Raw genomic sequence first — 16,813 nt, forward strand, 5'->3', positions numbered from 1 at the left:
CCCGGTGGGATGGTTGGTTATTAAAGGGGATGAAGAAGCGTTCTGTTAGTGCGAGTGATGATTCGAGTTGCCGCCCTTGTCCATGACCTTACCACTGGCATCAATATCACCCTGAACGCTGACATTGCCCTGAATGGTTGCTGCTGAGTCAGCACCGCCTGAACCAGCCATGCCGCCCTGATAGGTCAGCTTACCTTTTACTAATAGATTGCCCGTGACTTTCATTTCTGGCGCATCAATGGTGGCTCGTTGTGTCTTCACCGTGACATCCGTACCGCAGGCGATCACGATATGCTCAATGCCGCCGTTTATGGTTAATGTGTGCGTCTTACGGTCGTAGTAAAACGCGGCACTGTCGGAATAGGTAACACCGCGTGCGTCTGGGTTGTTAACCGGTGGCTTATCGACGCTCGAATAGACCGCGCCCAGGATAACACCGTCCCCACCATTCTCATCCAGCAGCACGACAACCTGCTTACCGACGTTGGGCAGCTAGTAGTCCTTATTGTTCTGGATATTGTGTTGCAGGACATCAAGCCAGTTGGTGCGCATATTATCGCATTCAGGCAGGCGAACACGGGCGCGAACGCTCTTCGAGTCAATGGTGCAGACGGCGCCTACCTGTCGTGATACGCTCATTTTTTCTTTTCCTTCACGGTCGTTGTCGTAGTGGTCGTGCCATCTGATTTGTAAACCGTCAGCGTCTGCGTTTTTTTCTTTTTCTTGCCATTGGTCACCGGGCCTCGAGCGACTTCCAGTTCGGTCACGTAACCACTACTGCGATCAAACGAATGCCGGGCGCTGGTAATAAGCCATTGCCCGGATAGTTGACCAAATTTCACCAACTCTATTTTACTGCCTGCGGTGAGTTGCGGCATTCCCATTAGCGTCAGTGAGCCGGTCTGCTGATATTCGTTATGTGAATCCAGTGCGGCATCGGCTTTGAGCTGCGCACTGTCTTTGTCCGATGATCGACTGGTGACCTTGAGCGTATCCGCACTGGTGGCTTTGCTGCTCTCCTTTACTGTGGCTGTCGTAGCATTTCCATCGGAATGGTATGTCACCAGTTTCTTGTCGCTGGATTTCTGGTGCTTCAGCTTTGCCGACTTATAGACCTGGTTGATGGTGTCACGTAGAGAATAACGGGCGACGTCGGCGGGTGATAATTGCTTAACTGGATCAAGCTGGCGTAAGGTGCCCAGATGGGAAAAGATCAACTGGTCGCTGACGACTTTAACGGCATAGCCATACTCGCTGGCCAGTCGTTTCAGGAAGCCGACATCGGTTTCCGCATACTGCGTGACGCGATCGACCTTTATTGATTCAATACCACCAACCAATTTCAGGCTGTGCTTTTTAGCTATGCGACTTGCGATAGCGGCCAGCGTGGTATTTTCAAAGCCCCGGCTGGATTTGGTACGCAGCGCGGTGTTGACCGACGTGGCCACACCGCGAATGGATACCGTTGACGGTGGCGCACTGACTTCAATCTCATCGATAGAAAACGTGCCGCAGGACAGCAGCGTCTCACCGCTGTAACCGAGCTTCAACGTCAGCGTATCGCCCTTACCCGGATACCACTTATCCAGCCAGCGACCATCGGTGTCATCCAGTGCAACCTCAATGGTGTCCGACTCCGATTTGATATTGTCGCTATAGCTGACTCGGGTGACGTAAGGTGCGATATCGTTGGTGATATCTTTTTTCAGATACCACAGGGTAAACACCGGCTGCAGGACTTCGGAGGTTCCCGAATGCGCAGTCGTTTGGGGAATTAACGTAGCCACGGCGCGACCTCCTCAGCATTTTCGACTTCATCCTCTTCAATCATTGGGATCAAGAGAACAATGCCGGACGGTAATGAGGGCGTAACGGCCATATGTGGGTTCACCATGATGATCCGGTCATAGCCCAGCGGGTCACCATAATAATACTGAGACAGCGAGTCCCAGCGGTCACCCATTTTCGTCACATGCTCGATGTATTTCATGCTTTCCTCGCCACAATGGCCGATGTCATCTTACTAAGCGCCGGGGAGCTATTTTTCAGCAGCACGCCTGCGGCATCAAACTGCCCGGAGACCGTGTTCAATGCCGCAGCAAGATTACGGCTATCAACGCCTACCAGCGATTGCCGTGCTGACTCGATGAACGTTGCAGCCTGACCTGTGTCACGAGCTAACCGCACCGCATCGGGAAAGGCATCTTTGACGGCATTCAGCGCCGGAATGGATGCGGTCAGTGGCGCAGCCACGTCACCAATCTGCGACATCAGGCCGGGAATACGGGTTAATGCAACCATAGGGTTAGTCACCATCTTCTGCTGCACCGCACGTACCGTGCTGGCAGCAGTGGTGAGAGCAGACTGCGTTTTCTTCGTATAATTCACGGCATCGCGTACCGATTGTGCCAGGCCGCTGGGTTTGGTGACGGCACTGGTGATAACGCCCGTCTCCGGAATGGCGCTGTTAATCGCGGGCGGTTTGAGCGAACTTTTCGGGTCGCCGATGTACTCGCGCAACGTCACTTCCGCCGTCATGGCCATCACGTTACCGGACGAATCGGTCTGCTGGCTGCTAGCCGTCACCGCCGTAATTACGAACCAGCCGCGATAATCGCCATTGCCGAATACCAGCGCCAGCGCCTGATGCGCCCGCGTCGCGCGACGTAACCGCGACAGTTCGTTATCCGGGGTGCAATACAGGCTGTGGAATACCAGGCTAATGCGGAACTCATCGAGCTGTTCGCCGACGAACTGCAGCCCTGGCTTCCCTTCAATACGGCTGTGTTCGGCATAATCGACGCCGAACGTCGATTCAAAACCGTCCCAGTAGGTAATCAACTCAAACTCAATATCACCCAATACGGCAAACATCAGGCATACCCCCGGCGCTGTTGTTGCGTCACAATGCGTTCCATCATCTTCTCCAGTTCGTGCAGGGACAGATTCAGGGCGCTGGTGATTTCCGGTGTAGCCGGTGTTTTCTGCCCATTGAGATAGATGTTCGGTGAGAACGTGACATGGATACCGTTGCTGGGCCCGTTGGGTGTGCCGCTATTGGCTGAGCCGCGACGAACCGAGCCATCTGCATTCAGTAACGGAATAGGAATATCGGGAATGTCCGGCGGCAACGCACCGGCTAACCGTTGTCCAGCTTTTGCAGCCAGTGGCGTGGTGCGGCTAATGCCTATCGCAGCCCCCTGCGATATATTATCGCCGAATGACGCAAATACCCGACTGGGGGAATGAATACCTAATTTCTCTGCAAACCAGCCCTTAATATTATCGCCTAATTCACCGACGACCTTTTTGCTCCTTCCCAGGCATTTCTAATACCGTTCACCAGGCCACTGATAATATTCGCGCCAAAATCGGTAAACTTGCCTGGCATATCAATACCAAAGTATTTCATGACCTCGGCGAATACTTTGTAAAAAATACCGATGGGCGACCAGTCCAGAATCAATTTTGTTACGCCGCTGATGCCACTGCTAAACGCAGCCTTAATATCATTCCAGCGCGCCCGGAACCAATTACTGATAGGCTCCCAATAGCGATACACCAGATAGGCTGCAACGGCGATCCCCGTCGCCAGTAGCCCGATGAGGTTCATCAATAGCGCACGACCCATTATCATCACGGCGCGGCCCACCAACGTAATGCCGCGTAGTAATGCACCGCCCAGCACTCGGGATAATATCAGCGATATACGCCCCAGCCAGCCCGCACCGTTAGCCAGTAGCCTGATGCCACTGAGAATCCCACCGCCAAAGAGCCGAGCTACGGACGTCACACCATTCCCCATCCACAGCAATCCACGGCCAGCTAGTTGGGTGCCGCGCCACAACCCGCTTCCCAGAGAACGGGACAGGTTGAGTACGCCTCGGGACAAAATACCCAATACGTTAAGCCGCTGACGGGCGCGACCACCGGCCCCGAATGATGCCCAGAGCAATAGCCATTTGGAGCGCAGCAGTACCGCGCCTTTCCAGAGGTCAACAACGGGGGATAACAAAAGATTTAAGCCCAGCTTGGTGCCGATAGCCGCCGCTTTAAAGGACAATAATCCCGCTGCAGCCATTACCACACCTTCCACAATTTTCTGGTTGGCGGCGATCCATTTCCTCGCCTGATCGATAAGAGGGATGAGGGTTTCGCCCAGAGAGATCAATGCAGGCTTTAATGATTCACCGATACCGATAGCCGCTTCATTCATTGCAATTTGACTTTTTCGCCAACGTGCCTCTAACGTATCGTTCTGTTTGGCAGCATCTTTATCCAGCGTTTGTTGGGATTCAGGGCTATTCATTTCCTTTTTATTAGATTGATACTTTCCCCCAGTCATGACGCATTGAAACTAAATGCTGGACGGTCTGAATATCAGTAAAAACTTCTGCCATCCCAAATGATTCAAATAATTTTTGCTGTGTCTCTTTATCACCTTTGGCACCCGCTTTTTGCCATTGTTCGGCAAATGCCTTGCCCTTGCCATCAATAAAACGGTTAGCAATCATGAGCGAGGCTTCATATTGCGAGAATCCCTTTGCAACGTAATCCTGTATGGAGGCTTTATAGTTAATTCCGGCTTTCTCATACTTCTGAATGGTGTCGCTACGGTTCATCGCTGCCAGCCAGTTGGTCATATTGGTGACCGCTTCTTCCGCTGAGCTAGAGCCTTTTGCCACTTCCAGACTGGCGACAATCTGGGTAATCGCGTCTTTACCGACAATCCCCCTTGGCTGCAAAAGACCTTGCTAGTCCTGGTAGCGCTTTTGCCATGTCTTTTAATTCAAACGACCCCAACTTTGCGCCAGTCGCTGCGATTGAAAATGCCTCTTCCATTTCTTTAGGGTCAGTGATTTGCAGCGCAGAGCTGAAGGCATACGTCATTTTCGCCAGTTCAGTCATATCGCCCTTCGTCGCGGTAGCGGTTTTACCCAGCATTCCGGCAAATTTTGCCGCTTCCACGGGGTTCATCCCATCCGCAACCAATTGCCCAACGCCGCCCAGTAACGCTTCCTGTGTCTGGTTGACCTTCAATGCGGCTTGTCGAATCGCTATCCCAATAGCCTGCTCTTGCGTCTTATCCAGATCGCCCGTCACAGCAATATCTCGTAGCCCCGACTCAAAACTGGCATATTGCTTCACCGAACTTACAATCGGTGAAGCAACCGTTCTGGCTACGGCATGGGTCTCGGCACCTTTGGCATAGAGCGCCATCCGGTTTGCCCGTGCCGCATCGCTGGTTGCCGCTGCTGCAGCAAGTCGATTCTGCTGGCGCTGTAGCTGCTCCATTGTTCGCCCGACACGTTGTAGGTCGCTGTTTAATCGCTGACTGGCGCGTGAACCCAGTTGGCCATAACGTTCTGTTGCTCGCGTTAACGCATTTTGGCGTTCCTGCAGGCGACGCGTGGTTTCGCCAATTGAATCCAGCGTGCGGCGTGTTCCCGTTACGGCACTGCGAAATGCGCCGGATATAGCCCCGCCAATAATCACACCTATGGAAAATTCTGTGACCACGATTTATGATTCCTTTTAACGATGCGAAACAGGGATTCGGATATGGAAAATGCGCTGATGGCATGTAAAGGACCACTGATAACGGTATTTGGCGGGACATATATTTATCTGCTGGCAAAACTGATTATCTATACCGTTAACAGCAGTAGTGAGCCGTTTGTCTGGATGCTGATGATTGGCGGCGGTGCGGCATTATTATTGCTGGCCCCGGCACTGGCCGCGTTTCTCCTGCAACCCGCCGTCTATCTCCTCGCCGCGCTATTTGCGGGTGTCGGTGCCCTGATTAGTCGCTAACGCCATTCTCACGCTTAATCTGTTCGCTGGCTATTTCCAGCCAGCCTTCAAACTCATCCAGATCCAACTCATTCAACTCACTTGGCTGAAACCGAAACCACCTCGCCAGCAGCGCCTGCGCCTGAATCAGCGTTTTCGGATGACGTAACCACCCCTGTAAGGTACTGAAATCGTTTTTGCAATGCCAGATAGTCGGCTAAATCCATCCCATCCAAATCTTCAGGCGGCAGGCCACTGGCGCGGGCAATCAGCAAGTCATCCCAATCTTCAGCTTTATCACTGATTTTGCGCACGACTTTCAGGTCTTTGACCTGCAGACGCCGTAGGGACAGGGATTCAAGTTTGACGCCTGCGGCAGTGCTATAGGGGATCGATAATGGAAAAGTTTCAGACATAGTTATGCTCCTAAAGCAATTAATGCGAATTAGCGTTCAAGGGCATTATGGCGTGGGGTGCGGAAAATCAATATTAATGGCAGTTAACGAAAAAAAGAGGGAAACCTATCCCTCCTTTATAGAGAAAAAATACAGCGGTTGCTTAGTTCAGTTGCAGCACGCCATGCTGCTCAGACTCGGAATAGGCAATCAGCCCGCTATACTCCGACACCATCGTGCCATCATAGGCTTCAAAAGCGGGAATGGTGCCGTGGGTGATGGTGTAAGCAGGCTGGCCTTCCGACTCCGCAAACTCAGCCGGCGCCTTAATCTGATCTGCACGTAATACTATTTTCTCACTCATGCTATTTCTTCTTAGCCCCCGATATTCATGCGATAGTCCGTCAGTTGGTCAATGCCACCCATGCGGAAGATGTTGGCCAGATAATCCAGCTCTAGCAGCTCTTCGCCGTCAAGTACCTGCTTCAGATAAGAGCAAGTGAAGCTACTGGAGAACTCGGCGTTCTCATGCTGCTTGAAAGTTCCCAGCGGGTTCTTCTTGAACATGATGGTCATATACGTCACCAAGGGGATTTCATCAATGCGTCCCTGCGAACTGTAGCGCTCTACGCTGGATCGGCACTGCAACGCCAGCGTCTTGTACGGGTTCGCTGCGCCGAGCATCGCGTCACGGTAAAACGAATCCCACTTGATTTCGCCTTCCAGTTTGTCGAACCCGGCAGGCAGTTCAACTTTGCCCACCATCCCCAGCGCCTTATGCTCTTGCATAACCATGCTGACATCTGGCAACTTTACTTCTTAAGTACGCCCCAGTAGGTTCACCCCGTCAATGTAGATATTGGCGTTGGTGATGCGGTTTACTTCAATTTTCCCGGCCATCAGCTATTGTCCTCCAATGTGACCAGATATTCGGAGGTGATCTCCGTCTCGAACGTCAACCGCTCTAACGGCGGTGGCGGCGTGTATTTGTAGCTTAGCAACAGGTGGCCCGCTGCCAGCTCCGCTTCTTCATTACGTGCCGGGTCATACCAGCATTTGAAACCCAACAGCGCACCGTCGCCAATCAGCTTACGCCCATAGCCGTTCACCGACTCGGTCAGCGTGTCGATCAGTGCCTGAGTGATCGGCATACCGTTATATTGCAGGCTAAAGTAGCGAATGGATTCATTGATCACATCGCCAGTGCGGCGCACGTTCTCAAAGTTACGCATATGGGTAACGGTTGGCCACGCCCAACCCAGAGCCGTAGCTGTTGAACACGGTGGTAATGCCTTGTTCGTTCAGTAGGTTCACTTCACTGTTCGGGTCGTCGATCATCGCCGATAGCTAACGCTCAACGCCGGTAATGCCCATCAGTTCCTGATTGGAAGACGACCACCAGAAACCTCGCTCCAGGTCGACTTTGGCACGTAATCCTGCTGCACGCTGCGACAGCGGCTCCAGCCGTTCGCTGTTGGTTTGTGTGTCATAGACCTTGACGTGCGGATAGCACAACCGCACACGGTCTGAACTGGTATTGAAGTTGATGCTGCCAGTTGGCCCACGACCTGCCAGCACCTGCGCAAACGTGGTACCAATCGGCGCATCGATATAGGTGATGGCATCCAGTTTGTCAGCCAGCGCAATCAGCTCCACGCTGACGCTGTTCTGGGTACAGAACACCGGCGCAATGAGGATTTTGGCAAAGAAGCCGAACTGGTTATAGGTATCGTGCAGCAGCTTCATGCCGGTACGGTTTCCAGCTGCGTTGGGCGCACCAATAATCTCTGCCGCCGTCACTTTAGTTGGGTCGGCATAATCGTAGCTGGCCTGTACCGCGTCATCGGTCGGGATGTTGCTGTTCAGCCGGGTAATGACACCGGTTTGCGCATCGAGTTGGTAGTCCGTGCCATTAATATACGGCGTGGTTTCCAGCGACTGACGTAACACCAGATTAACCACCGCCCGCTGTGCCAGTTGCGCTTTTCCTGTCGCAGCGGCAAACGTTACGCTGACACTATCGACATGGGTTTTATGCACGTCCGGGTCGAGCACATTAATCACCAGCACCGTTCCCGCGCCGTGGTCGTAAATCGCATCCAGCGCCTGCGGAATGGTGAAACCGCTGTACTGACTGCCGAACTGTGCCGCATCTTTCTCTGACAGGCACAGCGTGACGGTATTGACCGGCCCTGTGGGTGCAGTGCCGATCAGACCGATAACGGCGGATTTTACGGTTTTCACCAGACGTGCGCCGTTTTCCACTTCCGTGGTTTCGACGCCGTGTAAATAGTTAACTGCCACTGTTCACCTCCGTTTTCTCTTTAACGGTATTTTTACGGCGGGAGGCGGATACGGTGGTGACATCCGGCTCGGCGTGTAAATGCTGCAACGCGACCAGCGTTTTGACGTAGTCGTGTGTCTCCGGGAGGGAGACGACGCTGTCTGGCCACAATAGCACCTCAGTGCCGTCAGCCAGCGTGACGCCGCTGGATGGGTCGGTATAACGGTATTTCATGATTCGCTTTCCTCATAATTGACCAGGGTCAGTAACGGCCCATCGGGCAAATCGGTGCCTTCCATCTGGACGGATTCGGTAGCGAAATCCAGCGCGTACTGCCACAGCCCGCCGACATTGCCTAGGAACACATCACGCACCAGCCAGATTTTGCGGCGACAATTCGGCGGTTTGTAGCCACACAGCACCCGACGCACGATATCCAGCACCGCCACCGCACCTTGACGCCCGTTTAACTTACGGAAAACGACAGTTGTATTCAGGGTGAGGGTGTGGGACTGCATCACTGCGCCGATATCCTCCGGCTTGCCAAAGCGAGAACCAGCGTAACTCACCAGAATCGCCTCCACGGGATGATTGAGGCGGAAATCGGCGGGATTCTCCGGAAAATACTCAATCTATAGCTGGGGAAGCTTTTCTTTCAGACGAGCAACCACTGCCTCGATAACCGGATTGACGTCCATCAGTATTTCTCCAACATGCCGTCATGACCGCCAAAGGTTGAGCGACGCGCCCGTACCCGAAACTCGCCGGACTCGGGGATATCCTGACTGGTTGACGGTAAGGCCAGTGTCAGCTTCGCATCACGAATATCCACCAGTTGACGCGTGGCCACTTTGTTGTCGTCTTTTACCGTATCCGGCATCGCCCCTTCCGGGCGACGGGCACACAACCGGTAACGGGTTAACGTGACCGCAATGTCACGCAGCACGGTGGGGATTTCAGCCAGCGGCAGGGTGTAACGCCCACGCAGATGGGCGTCTATCAGCTCATCGGCGTAGCGGATGCAACTGTCCACTACCGTGGTGTTAACCGGTGGTGGCGCATCAAAGTCAACCGTTTCATTAGTCAACTGGATCAGCGTGGACTCCGGCACCTGTTCAAGTAAATCCGCCAACGTGCAGTACATGGTTATACCCCGCGCAGAATACGGATGACGTCGCCTTCGGCGAGGGCGGCATCCAGTGCGATGCCATTCGATACGCCCACTTCCGTCAGCAGAACGGCACGGGCGGACTCGTCCGACTGGACAGACAGACCACGCCCGACAGCCGCACCGGCTTCAACGACAACAATACCGAGCACATTAACTGGCACTGCATCGCCGCCAACTACCGCGATTTTGTAGATATCGGTGAAACGCGCGTAAGAGACTTTGCCACCCACGCCCGGATATTTGTCAGCAACAGGCATCCCTTTGCGGCGGAAGGTGTAACCGAACGACGGTCCATTTTCGTCCGCACTTTCAGTGCCTGACTGCGGTGGTGAAACGTAGTGCAGCATCAGGTTGTCAGCCCAGATATCCCCCGTATCTTTCTTCTCCGATTCCGATGAAACCGGCTCGCCGATCAGCACCTTATTGATTTGGAAAATGTCTTGAAGGATTTCCGCTGTGATGCGCTTGCGCTCATTGGCACCAATCTGTGCCTGAATAGCAGGGTGATAACGCAATGCCGACATCACACCGGCACTCATCGTCATCAAATTCTGGCGCAGGCCAGTCACATTACGGACAGCTTCGATACCTGCTTCAATCGCAGTGACGGGGTCACCCTTACCGTTTACCCAGCGCTCCGCAGCAGCCAGTGCTTTTTTAGACGCAGCCAGATAGACCTTCGGGTCTTGCGCCAACCGGGCGGCATACAGTTCACGCTTCAGATTGACGCCGTTAGTCGCACGACGAATGGCTTTTGCCTCTTCATTGAACAGCGATTCGGCCTGTTCACGGTAGTCCACTGGCGCAGCCAGATCGTGCTCGTTGAGCACCAAATCCATCGAACTGGATTTCTCACGCAGCAGAACATTACTTTCTGCGCCGACTGCACGTTCGGTGTCATATTCAACGAATGCGCCTTTACCGAACAACGGCACAATGAGGCCCTCTTTCTCTACCTGAACGATGGGGAAAATGCTCTCGCCGATAAACGCGGCATTCTTGTAACTCCGTGCCACACTGGTCAGCACAGGATCAACAACGCGTTTACCTCTTAAATAATCAGACATGATGCTTCCTTTTCTTACGGTTACTGATTGCTGCGGTTACAGGCAGCGTGCGACGGCAGCGTCGTAGCTGATGCCTTCTTTCTTCGCCAGTGCGGTGGCCTTTTGGTGCAGTGCCAGGCGCTCAGGATCGGCTTCAGCAAATTCCGCTGATGTCGTGGTGATATCGACGTTGACGCGGTCTTTGGTGGCGTGCTCACTGAAATCCAGTACGGGTGTCGTACCGACTAACAGTTCCTTAAACGCGCTGGCCAGCGGCTTTTTCACCTCACCTTCAGCGAATTCAACGGGCTGTTCGCCTTTAGAAGCTTCATCCAGTAGCGCCACGACAACCGCCTTTGCCGCAGGTATCAAACGGCCTCCCGTCACCAGTTTTCCAGCAAAGGCGACGTTGCCGGTATGCACATTTTCCTGTCTCAGCTTCGCATCAGCAGCCAGTCGGGTGGCAGCGTCTGCCTTCAGGCTGGCTTTTCAGCCTGCAGGGCCTCAATTTCTTCTTTGGTCATAGCGGTATCCTCATGGGGGGATGTTGGGTTAACGAGAATGGGTTCCTGAAATGCCGGATCGGTTTGTACGGTTTTGTCCTCCCGCATCGCCTCATCACGCAGCGTATCCAGTTGCCACGACGGCAGGACGCTATCAGCTTCTTCCATGCCGAATTTGCTGATGATGAACTCACGCAGGCGACTGAACAGGCTGGCGCTGGTCATCATTCCCCAGTCTGCGAACTCGACCACGCCGTCTTCCTGTTCATTAAAGGCCACCTGCCGCAGTCCCTTAATCGACGGCGGCTGTGCGCCGAGGAACCCTACGTGGCGCAGATAGAGCGTGCCGGGCTTCGGGTTATTGGGCGAATCAGGCAGGTAGAACGAGGCGGAAATCTTCTTGTAACGTCCCGCATCCACCAGTTCGGCGAACTGTGGATCGACCTGCTTAGGTTCAGCCAGCAGATCTCCGCCGCTGGTTGACAATGAAGCCACCCAACCATAGGCCGGTGCATCCGCTTTCGGATGGCCGATCATTATCGGGGCTTCATGCACTGCAGGGTCATATGCCGCTGCACACGCCGCCAAATCAGCAGGTGTGAACGGCAGTTTCGTGCCGTGCATATCGGTATGGGTGCCGGATTTAAAAATGTGGAGTGGCATAGTGCTGTCCCGGTTTGGAAAACTCAGGACAGTGTCAACGGAAGCAATAAAGTTGGCTGTTAACCCCCATTAAGAAAAACATGGAGCAAAGCCGGTTTGGGATGGTGGGAATAGTACGACCGCAAAGCCTTTATAAAGGAATTTAAGCCATTTTTCAGGATAGGCGGCACATTGGCTTAACCGTGCCGCCTGAAATCAACACTGCGCCGCAGATTCAAGATGCCGTTGGATGGTGTCCAATACCGAGTTGACCGCCTCGGATTGGAGGTTGCCATCTTCATCCATCGTCAGATACGGACGAGCGGGTAGTTCGACGGATTCATTGCGCCCGGTCTTGCCGCCAAACTGGTGGATAGCACCATAAACAGTATTGGTGCCGATCATCGCCGTGCTGGGATCATATTCGGTTGATACCGATCCCTGCAGCCGTCCAGTCTCGTCAAAATTGATATCGGTTTCTGCATGCAGCGTACCGGCAATCTTGCGCATCGCCGTGGTCATGTCCGCCGCTGCGCTCTCCAGCGCACGCAACCCACGCCGCAGATCGCTGTCGTTAATCGTGATGCTGACGGTACTCATGACGATAACTCCTATTTAGCCAGGGAAGCGAGGTCGCCCTGATAACAAGCCAAATCTGGGCGATAGGCGGCACCCGGCGCATACGACCGGCCAAGATCGGTACGGATTGTTGTGCTGCCGGTATTGAACGTGGCCACGCGCTGCATCTCGCCGGTTTTCTCTGAGACCAGCTTCAGTTCCCACCCCATCGCATTCATGGCGTTAACCACCTTCAGCCCATGCCGCTCGATATCGTGCTGGCTCAGGGCAATCACGCTACAGCGGCAGCGCCAGCCGTTCGGCGGGTAGAACGCCTGCCAGAATGGATCATCGAAACGAAAAACCAGCCCGTGCATCGACAGATGGCTTTGCCGCGTATGCTTGTCACGAATGGCGCTGTACATCCAGTAGGGCCGGCCATCCATATTTTCCATCTGCGCCGCCCAGCGGCCAGCGCTGTAGAGCACAGACATATTGGTGCGGAAAATGGTATCCAGCCGCCACGGGCTCCCATGCTGAATAGTGACGGGCTCACCGCTCACCGAGTCGGTGGTATCACGCGGCCCCCACCAGCCTTTCTTCTGCAGCACCGGTTCCAGTTCCTTACTAAACCAGCGGTCGGTCTTGCCGTCATCCAGAGTTTCCTGCAAGGTGCGGCGAATATCTTCCAGGATATCCAGCCGTGTCACTTTAGCGACGGTAAACGCACGGGCATGGGCTTCCTGCCAGACCTCTTCCCAGTCCCAGCTTATGACGTAGCCTTTTGCCTGCAGGTAATTGATGGCCCGTTTAGGCGGCAGCGTCATACAGTACGCCAGCTCAGTCGCGGTTACGCTCATGCAGACGCCCACAAAGATTGGCGATAAACAGGATACGCGCCAACCGCTCTTGCAGGTCGTCGGCCTTCATCTGCGGATACAGTTCCGCCAGTTCGCCCAGCAGATCGCCGGGACAAACGCCGGACTGGACGCGTTCAAACAGCGGAGCCAGCAACGGCCCCAGCGTGTTGTCGAGTTGGCCACCGTTCATCACAACATACAGCGCCGCATCGAGAGCGTCCTGTGCGTTGACATCGGCATTGACGGCTTCCGCGAACGCCAGCGATTGGCCAGGGAGCGTCTCTCTGGGCGTTTCATCGATATCGCCGTCCTGCAACTGGTACTCACGCTTCCAGTATTGCGGGGTAAAGACCACGCCTGCGCTGCTGAGCCGTTCGTCACGCCCGGCCTGCACCTTATCGACAGATTCCTGCTCCCATAGCTGATACACCGGCGCAACAACGTTGCTGCCGAAATTAAGGTCAACCACCCAGCGGATCAACTGATTGATTGCGCTGGTCACGATATCGCTGTCGCCATCACGGATATCGTCGGTGACCCCCAGCCCTGCCTGTGCTGAGGCTTTGTTCGCCGTCGCTTCGGTGGTTTGATTCTGTCCCAGCAACGCGATAGCAATTTCGCTGCGCGATACGGCGATCAGATTCTGATAAATCTCGCTGCTGTCGGCTTTGCCCGCCGCTTCTTTGATATCAACGGAGGAATCATCAGGAATAGCGGCAACGGCATCCTCGATCATCGATTCCAGTGAATCCAGCAGGTTGTCGATCTCTCCCTGCGGCGTGCCGCGAGGATGCTTGCCGATCACCCAGGGTGAACCGTATTTCTCGGCAAACCGTACCCAGAACTTCATCCCGCCCTTTTTAAAGGTGACGGGCCAGAAGCACATCGACAGGTCGGGGAAACCATACGGGTTGTCATAGGTTGCGTCCTGGCGTGAAACCAGAAACTTGTAGTCTGGTATGGCTTCACCCTCAAAGCCGCTGTCACGGGAGCGGAAACGCAGCCGGTTGTCGGTGTCGAACTGGAACCAGTCAGCGGGCTTACCGACGATATCATCCACATGCCAGCTTGTCCCTGAGCGTTGCCACATCACTTCACAGGGCTGGTAGCCGTACAGCACCGCATCAGTCATTTCCCCGATAATGCGCGACATATCCATGTCAGTCAGCATGTCACGGATAAAACTGAACACCAGGATAGGGGCGTTTCCTCTGTCGACACCACGCTCAAGCGCTTTCACCGCCGCCTTGCGGCGACGAATACAGCCGCCGACCAGCGGATCGGTGCGCAGCTCACGATAAATACGGATATCTTTTCACTGTGCTTTCAGGATCGGGTCGGGGTTGGGCAGATACATCCTCAGCCCATAGAAATCCATGCTGCGGTCACGTGAAGCGATCTGTTCGCTGAGCGATTTCTTAGGCTCTGAAAAGGAAACAAATTCGGTGGGGGACACCCAGAGTCCGCGCGCCATTAGTAGTTCTCCAGTAAACGTGCAGACGTTCTGCGTCTGCGGGAGGATGCCGTTACCGGCCCTTTATTGATTTCGCGACTGGCGTAGTAGACCAGTGCCAGTGCAATGGCTGCGTCACCGTGACGTTTACCGTCGTCAGATTTGGCTTTTGAACGCTGTTCCGGCACGCGGGGAACGCCATTCACGACCTGAACTGCCCGCAGATCGTCCAGCGTGTCCTCGTCTTTGGGCAGATCGACAAGATTACCGTCTTCCAGCGCGGCTTTGACGGGCGGCATATTGTCCCGATACCAACCCTTCGTGGGCATTACCTGTTGTACCCGACTGGCACCGTAACGCTGCATGGCGTATTCCGCCAGATAGGCTCCGTTACCACGGGCATCAAACGCTGCACCCAGCAGACCGGGCAAGCCGTCCATCAAATACCAGGTGATCTGCTCCTGCTGCTTGAATGGCACGTTACGCAGCTCCAGCACGAACGGTATCTTACGCACCAGATTCTTCTGCTGTAACAGGGGATAATCCACTGACAGGTCACCACTGCGGCCAAAGTCTCTCCCCAGAAACGAGCGGGCACCTCTCGGTAGCGCATCCAGCAGCGGTTTCAAATGGGTGTCCAGCCAGTCCTGTGTTTCGCTCCAGCGTGTTTCATCGGATTTCAGCTCATAACCTTCCGGGCAGGTCAGACGTAAAACGGGAGTATCTGCTGACATCCGGGATTCAATTAGGGCTCGGGACAGCCAGGCTCCGCTACCATTAGCCGGGATACAGTCCAGCTCTTCAGATGCATCGGTGCCGTAGAATTTGTATACCGAGGCCATCCACTCGGCTTCTGCTGTGGCAGACCATTCACGTCCGGTACGCAGGCACACCCGACGGAACAACCCTTCCGTAACCGCCTCTTTAAAGGTGATACGCTGTACACTGCCGCCCTGACGCCCAGCCCGGATATCCCCGATCAGCGTATTAAAGGGGTTGTCATCACCATCATGGGTGGAAATGACGCGCACCTTACCGCCCCAAATCAGCATCGCCAGTGCGGCCTTCAGCAGTTCATCCAGTTGCTCATGGAATGCGGCTTCATCAATCACGATGATGCCCTGACGTCCACGCAGGTTGGATGGACGGCTGGACAACGCGACGATACGAAAGCCTGAGTCGGGGAATTTGATGGTGTAGGTCTTAATGTGCTTGTCGTCCTTATCTTCCTGCCAGAAGCCTTCTTCAATCGCACTGGCCGCGTAGTTGAACGCCCGCGCCCACATACATCGCGCACGCCTGAATATATTCAACGGTCATGTCCTGGTTGTAGGCGATGTAATAGACGTTCATTCCACCTGCAGGAGCTGAAGAGGCGGCGGTCAGCACGTTATCGGAAGCTTCTGCCCATGTGATGCCCGTTCGTCGGCTCTTTTCAATAACCTTAACCTTGAGCGGTGAGGTATCGGCAACCCAGCGCTGCTGGTATGGCATCAGTGCGACAGGTACGTCCATCTGCGAGGTATAGGGCAACACCGGAGCAATATTTCCAGATAACTTTGTCATGAGGCAATTCCTAGGATCTCCCGGCGCAGTGCCTGCACCGCGTCAGTTGACAGGCCGCCTTTGCAAGCAATCTTCTCGGCATTGCTCGCCGCTTGTTGCGCTTTGGTTCTGACTTCTGCCTGGAACTTCTTCAGGTTGACGCTGGCCCGCGATAGCGTAGCGACGTTCTTGGCCACCTTCGACAGCAGCGCTACACGCTCTTCGGGGTCGATTTCATCCTCATCAGCCCCCTGCAACTGGACAATACTCTCGAACAGTTCAGTCTGGATCAGCGCGATGACCGCCTCCGAACGCGCATCCTGATCGTCCGCCGCCCCTTCGGTCAACATGCGGGCGGCTTCCGTTGCGGCACGAATAGCACCGAAACGTTTTTCAATCTTCTGTCCATAACGGCGGATCGCTGATTTACTGATGATGTAACCCCGCTCACGCAGCAGGCTTTCCAGTTCGGCATAACCGCTGAAACCAGATTCTGTCAGTGCCCGCTCCAGCCAGCGGCGGGCCTCTTCCGGCAGTTTGTCGATAGTGCTGCGACGGGCCAT

General features: G+C 54.5%; 13 protein-coding genes and 9 pseudogenes. 1 reads left to right on the forward strand and 21 read right to left on the reverse strand.

Annotated features, from left to right (window positions below):
* Positions 1-45 precede the first annotated feature (45 nt).
* The 6 genes and pseudogenes from JZM30_RS02575 to JZM30_RS02595 all read right to left on the reverse strand — a co-directional run.
* Positions 46-639, reverse strand: a pseudogene (locus JZM30_RS02575) (phage baseplate assembly protein V).
* A complete protein-coding gene (locus JZM30_RS02580; protein ID WP_252317468.1) occupies positions 636-1,787 on the reverse strand; it encodes a phage late control D family protein in 1,152 nt (383 codons plus the stop codon). The pseudogene JZM30_RS02575 and the gene JZM30_RS02580 overlap by 4 nt, the downstream one beginning before the upstream one ends.
* Positions 1,775-1,990, reverse strand: a complete 216-nt coding sequence (locus JZM30_RS02585; protein ID WP_252317469.1) for a tail protein X — start codon at positions 1,988-1,990, stop codon at positions 1,775-1,777. The genes JZM30_RS02580 and JZM30_RS02585 overlap by 13 nt, the downstream gene beginning before the upstream one ends.
* Positions 1,987-2,874 (reverse strand): phage tail protein, encoded by an 888-nt coding sequence (locus JZM30_RS02590; protein ID WP_252317470.1) that lies wholly within the window; start codon positions 2,872-2,874, stop codon positions 1,987-1,989. Before JZM30_RS02590 ends, JZM30_RS02585 begins: the two co-directional genes overlap by 4 nt.
* Positions 2,874-3,131, reverse strand: a complete 258-nt coding sequence (locus JZM30_RS24555) for a hypothetical protein (RefSeq protein ID WP_438801461.1) — start codon at positions 3,129-3,131, stop codon at positions 2,874-2,876. Before JZM30_RS24555 ends, JZM30_RS02590 begins: the two co-directional genes overlap by 1 nt.
* A 389-nt stretch (positions 3,132-3,520) precedes the next feature.
* Positions 3,521-5,520 (reverse strand): annotated as a pseudogene (locus tag JZM30_RS02595) (phage tail tape measure protein); the annotation flags it as partial.
* A gap of 42 nt (positions 5,521-5,562) precedes the next feature.
* Here JZM30_RS02595 and JZM30_RS02600 point away from each other — a divergent pair.
* Positions 5,563-5,814: a hypothetical protein gene (locus JZM30_RS02600; RefSeq protein WP_252317471.1), complete on the forward strand. Its 252-nt coding sequence runs from the start codon at positions 5,563-5,565 to the stop codon at positions 5,812-5,814.
* Positions 5,815-5,891: 77 nt separating this feature from the next.
* Here the strand turns inward: JZM30_RS02600 and JZM30_RS02605 are convergent, their stop codons facing one another.
* The 15 genes and pseudogenes from JZM30_RS02605 to JZM30_RS02675 all read right to left on the reverse strand — a co-directional run bounded on the left by JZM30_RS02605 (position 5,892) and on the right by JZM30_RS02675 (position 16,813).
* Positions 5,892-6,209, reverse strand: a complete 318-nt coding sequence (locus JZM30_RS02605; RefSeq protein WP_252317472.1) for a phage tail assembly protein — start codon at positions 6,207-6,209, stop codon at positions 5,892-5,894.
* A 142-nt stretch (positions 6,210-6,351) separates the two neighbouring features.
* Positions 6,352-6,552: a hypothetical protein gene (locus JZM30_RS02610; RefSeq protein WP_252317473.1), complete on the reverse strand. Its 201-nt coding sequence runs from the start codon at positions 6,550-6,552 to the stop codon at positions 6,352-6,354.
* An 11-nt stretch (positions 6,553-6,563) separates the two neighbouring features.
* A pseudogene (locus JZM30_RS02615) lies at positions 6,564-7,088 on the reverse strand (phage major tail tube protein).
* Positions 7,088-8,492: pseudogene (locus JZM30_RS02620) on the reverse strand (phage tail sheath subtilisin-like domain-containing protein). Before JZM30_RS02620 ends, JZM30_RS02615 begins: the two co-directional pseudogenes overlap by 1 nt.
* Complete coding sequence (locus JZM30_RS02625) at positions 8,482-8,709, reverse strand: hypothetical protein (protein WP_252317973.1); 228 nt, start codon at positions 8,707-8,709, stop codon at positions 8,482-8,484. Before JZM30_RS02625 ends, JZM30_RS02620 begins: the two are co-directional and overlap by 11 nt.
* Positions 8,703-9,170: pseudogene (locus JZM30_RS02630) on the reverse strand (Gp37 family protein). Before JZM30_RS02630 ends, JZM30_RS02625 begins: the two are co-directional and overlap by 7 nt.
* Positions 9,170-9,616 (reverse strand): gp436 family protein, encoded by a 447-nt coding sequence (locus JZM30_RS02635; RefSeq protein WP_252317474.1) that lies wholly within the window; start codon positions 9,614-9,616, stop codon positions 9,170-9,172. Before JZM30_RS02635 ends, JZM30_RS02630 begins: the two are co-directional and overlap by 1 nt.
* A 2-nt stretch (positions 9,617-9,618) precedes the next feature.
* Complete coding sequence (locus tag JZM30_RS24560; RefSeq protein WP_252317974.1) at positions 9,619-9,804, reverse strand: capsid cement protein; 186 nt, start codon at positions 9,802-9,804, stop codon at positions 9,619-9,621.
* Positions 9,805-10,710 (reverse strand): annotated as a pseudogene (locus JZM30_RS02645) (hypothetical protein); the annotation flags it as partial.
* Positions 10,711-10,746: 36 nt separating this feature from the next.
* Positions 10,747-11,855 (reverse strand): annotated as a pseudogene (locus JZM30_RS02650) (peptidase).
* A 195-nt stretch (positions 11,856-12,050) separates the two neighbouring features.
* Positions 12,051-12,434, reverse strand: coding sequence for a phage virion morphogenesis protein (locus JZM30_RS02655; protein WP_252317475.1), 384 nt, complete (start codon positions 12,432-12,434; stop codon positions 12,051-12,053).
* An 11-nt stretch (positions 12,435-12,445) separates the two neighbouring features.
* Positions 12,446-13,252: a phage head morphogenesis protein gene (locus tag JZM30_RS02660; RefSeq protein ID WP_252317476.1), complete on the reverse strand. Its 807-nt coding sequence runs from the start codon at positions 13,250-13,252 to the stop codon at positions 12,446-12,448.
* Positions 13,233-14,726, reverse strand: a pseudogene (locus JZM30_RS02665) (DUF935 domain-containing protein). Before JZM30_RS02665 ends, JZM30_RS02660 begins: the two are co-directional and overlap by 20 nt.
* Positions 14,726-16,271: pseudogene (locus JZM30_RS02670) on the reverse strand (terminase large subunit domain-containing protein). The pseudogenes JZM30_RS02665 and JZM30_RS02670 overlap by 1 nt, the downstream one beginning before the upstream one ends.
* The gene (locus JZM30_RS02675; protein WP_252317477.1) at positions 16,268-16,813 is read right to left on the reverse strand and encodes a DUF3486 family protein; all 546 of its coding nucleotides are present in this window, start codon (positions 16,811-16,813) and stop codon (positions 16,268-16,270) included. The pseudogene JZM30_RS02670 and the gene JZM30_RS02675 overlap by 4 nt, the downstream one beginning before the upstream one ends.

Source organism: Candidatus Symbiopectobacterium endolongispinus (assembly GCF_018777385.1).
Classification (GTDB): domain Bacteria; phylum Pseudomonadota; class Gammaproteobacteria; order Enterobacterales; family Enterobacteriaceae; genus Symbiopectobacterium; species Symbiopectobacterium endolongispinus.

Excerpts from the sequence above, each read along its gene's own strand:
- JZM30_RS02585 (WP_252317469.1), bottom strand. The coding sequence starts at position 1,990 with ATGAAATACATCGAGCATGTGACGAAAATGGGTGACCGCTGGGACTCG.
- JZM30_RS02590 (WP_252317470.1), bottom strand. The coding sequence starts at position 2,874 with ATGTTTGCCGTATTGGGTGATATTGAGTTTGAGTTGATTACCTACTGG.
- JZM30_RS02600 (WP_252317471.1), top strand. The coding sequence starts at position 5,563 with ATGGAAAATGCGCTGATGGCATGTAAAGGACCACTGATAACGGTATTT.
- JZM30_RS02605 (WP_252317472.1), bottom strand. The coding sequence starts at position 6,209 with ATGTCTGAAACTTTTCCATTATCGATCCCCTATAGCACTGCCGCAGGC.
- JZM30_RS02610 (WP_252317473.1), bottom strand. The coding sequence starts at position 6,552 with ATGAGTGAGAAAATAGTATTACGTGCAGATCAGATTAAGGCGCCGGCT.
- JZM30_RS02635 (WP_252317474.1), bottom strand. The coding sequence starts at position 9,616 with ATGTACTGCACGTTGGCGGATTTACTTGAACAGGTGCCGGAGTCCACG.
- JZM30_RS02655 (WP_252317475.1), bottom strand. The coding sequence starts at position 12,434 with ATGAGTACCGTCAGCATCACGATTAACGACAGCGATCTGCGGCGTGGG.
- JZM30_RS02660 (WP_252317476.1), bottom strand. The coding sequence starts at position 13,252 with ATGAGCGTAACCGCGACTGAGCTGGCGTACTGTATGACGCTGCCGCCT.
- JZM30_RS02675 (WP_252317477.1), bottom strand. The coding sequence starts at position 16,813 with ATGGCCCGTCGCAGCACTATCGACAAACTGCCGGAAGAGGCCCGCCGC.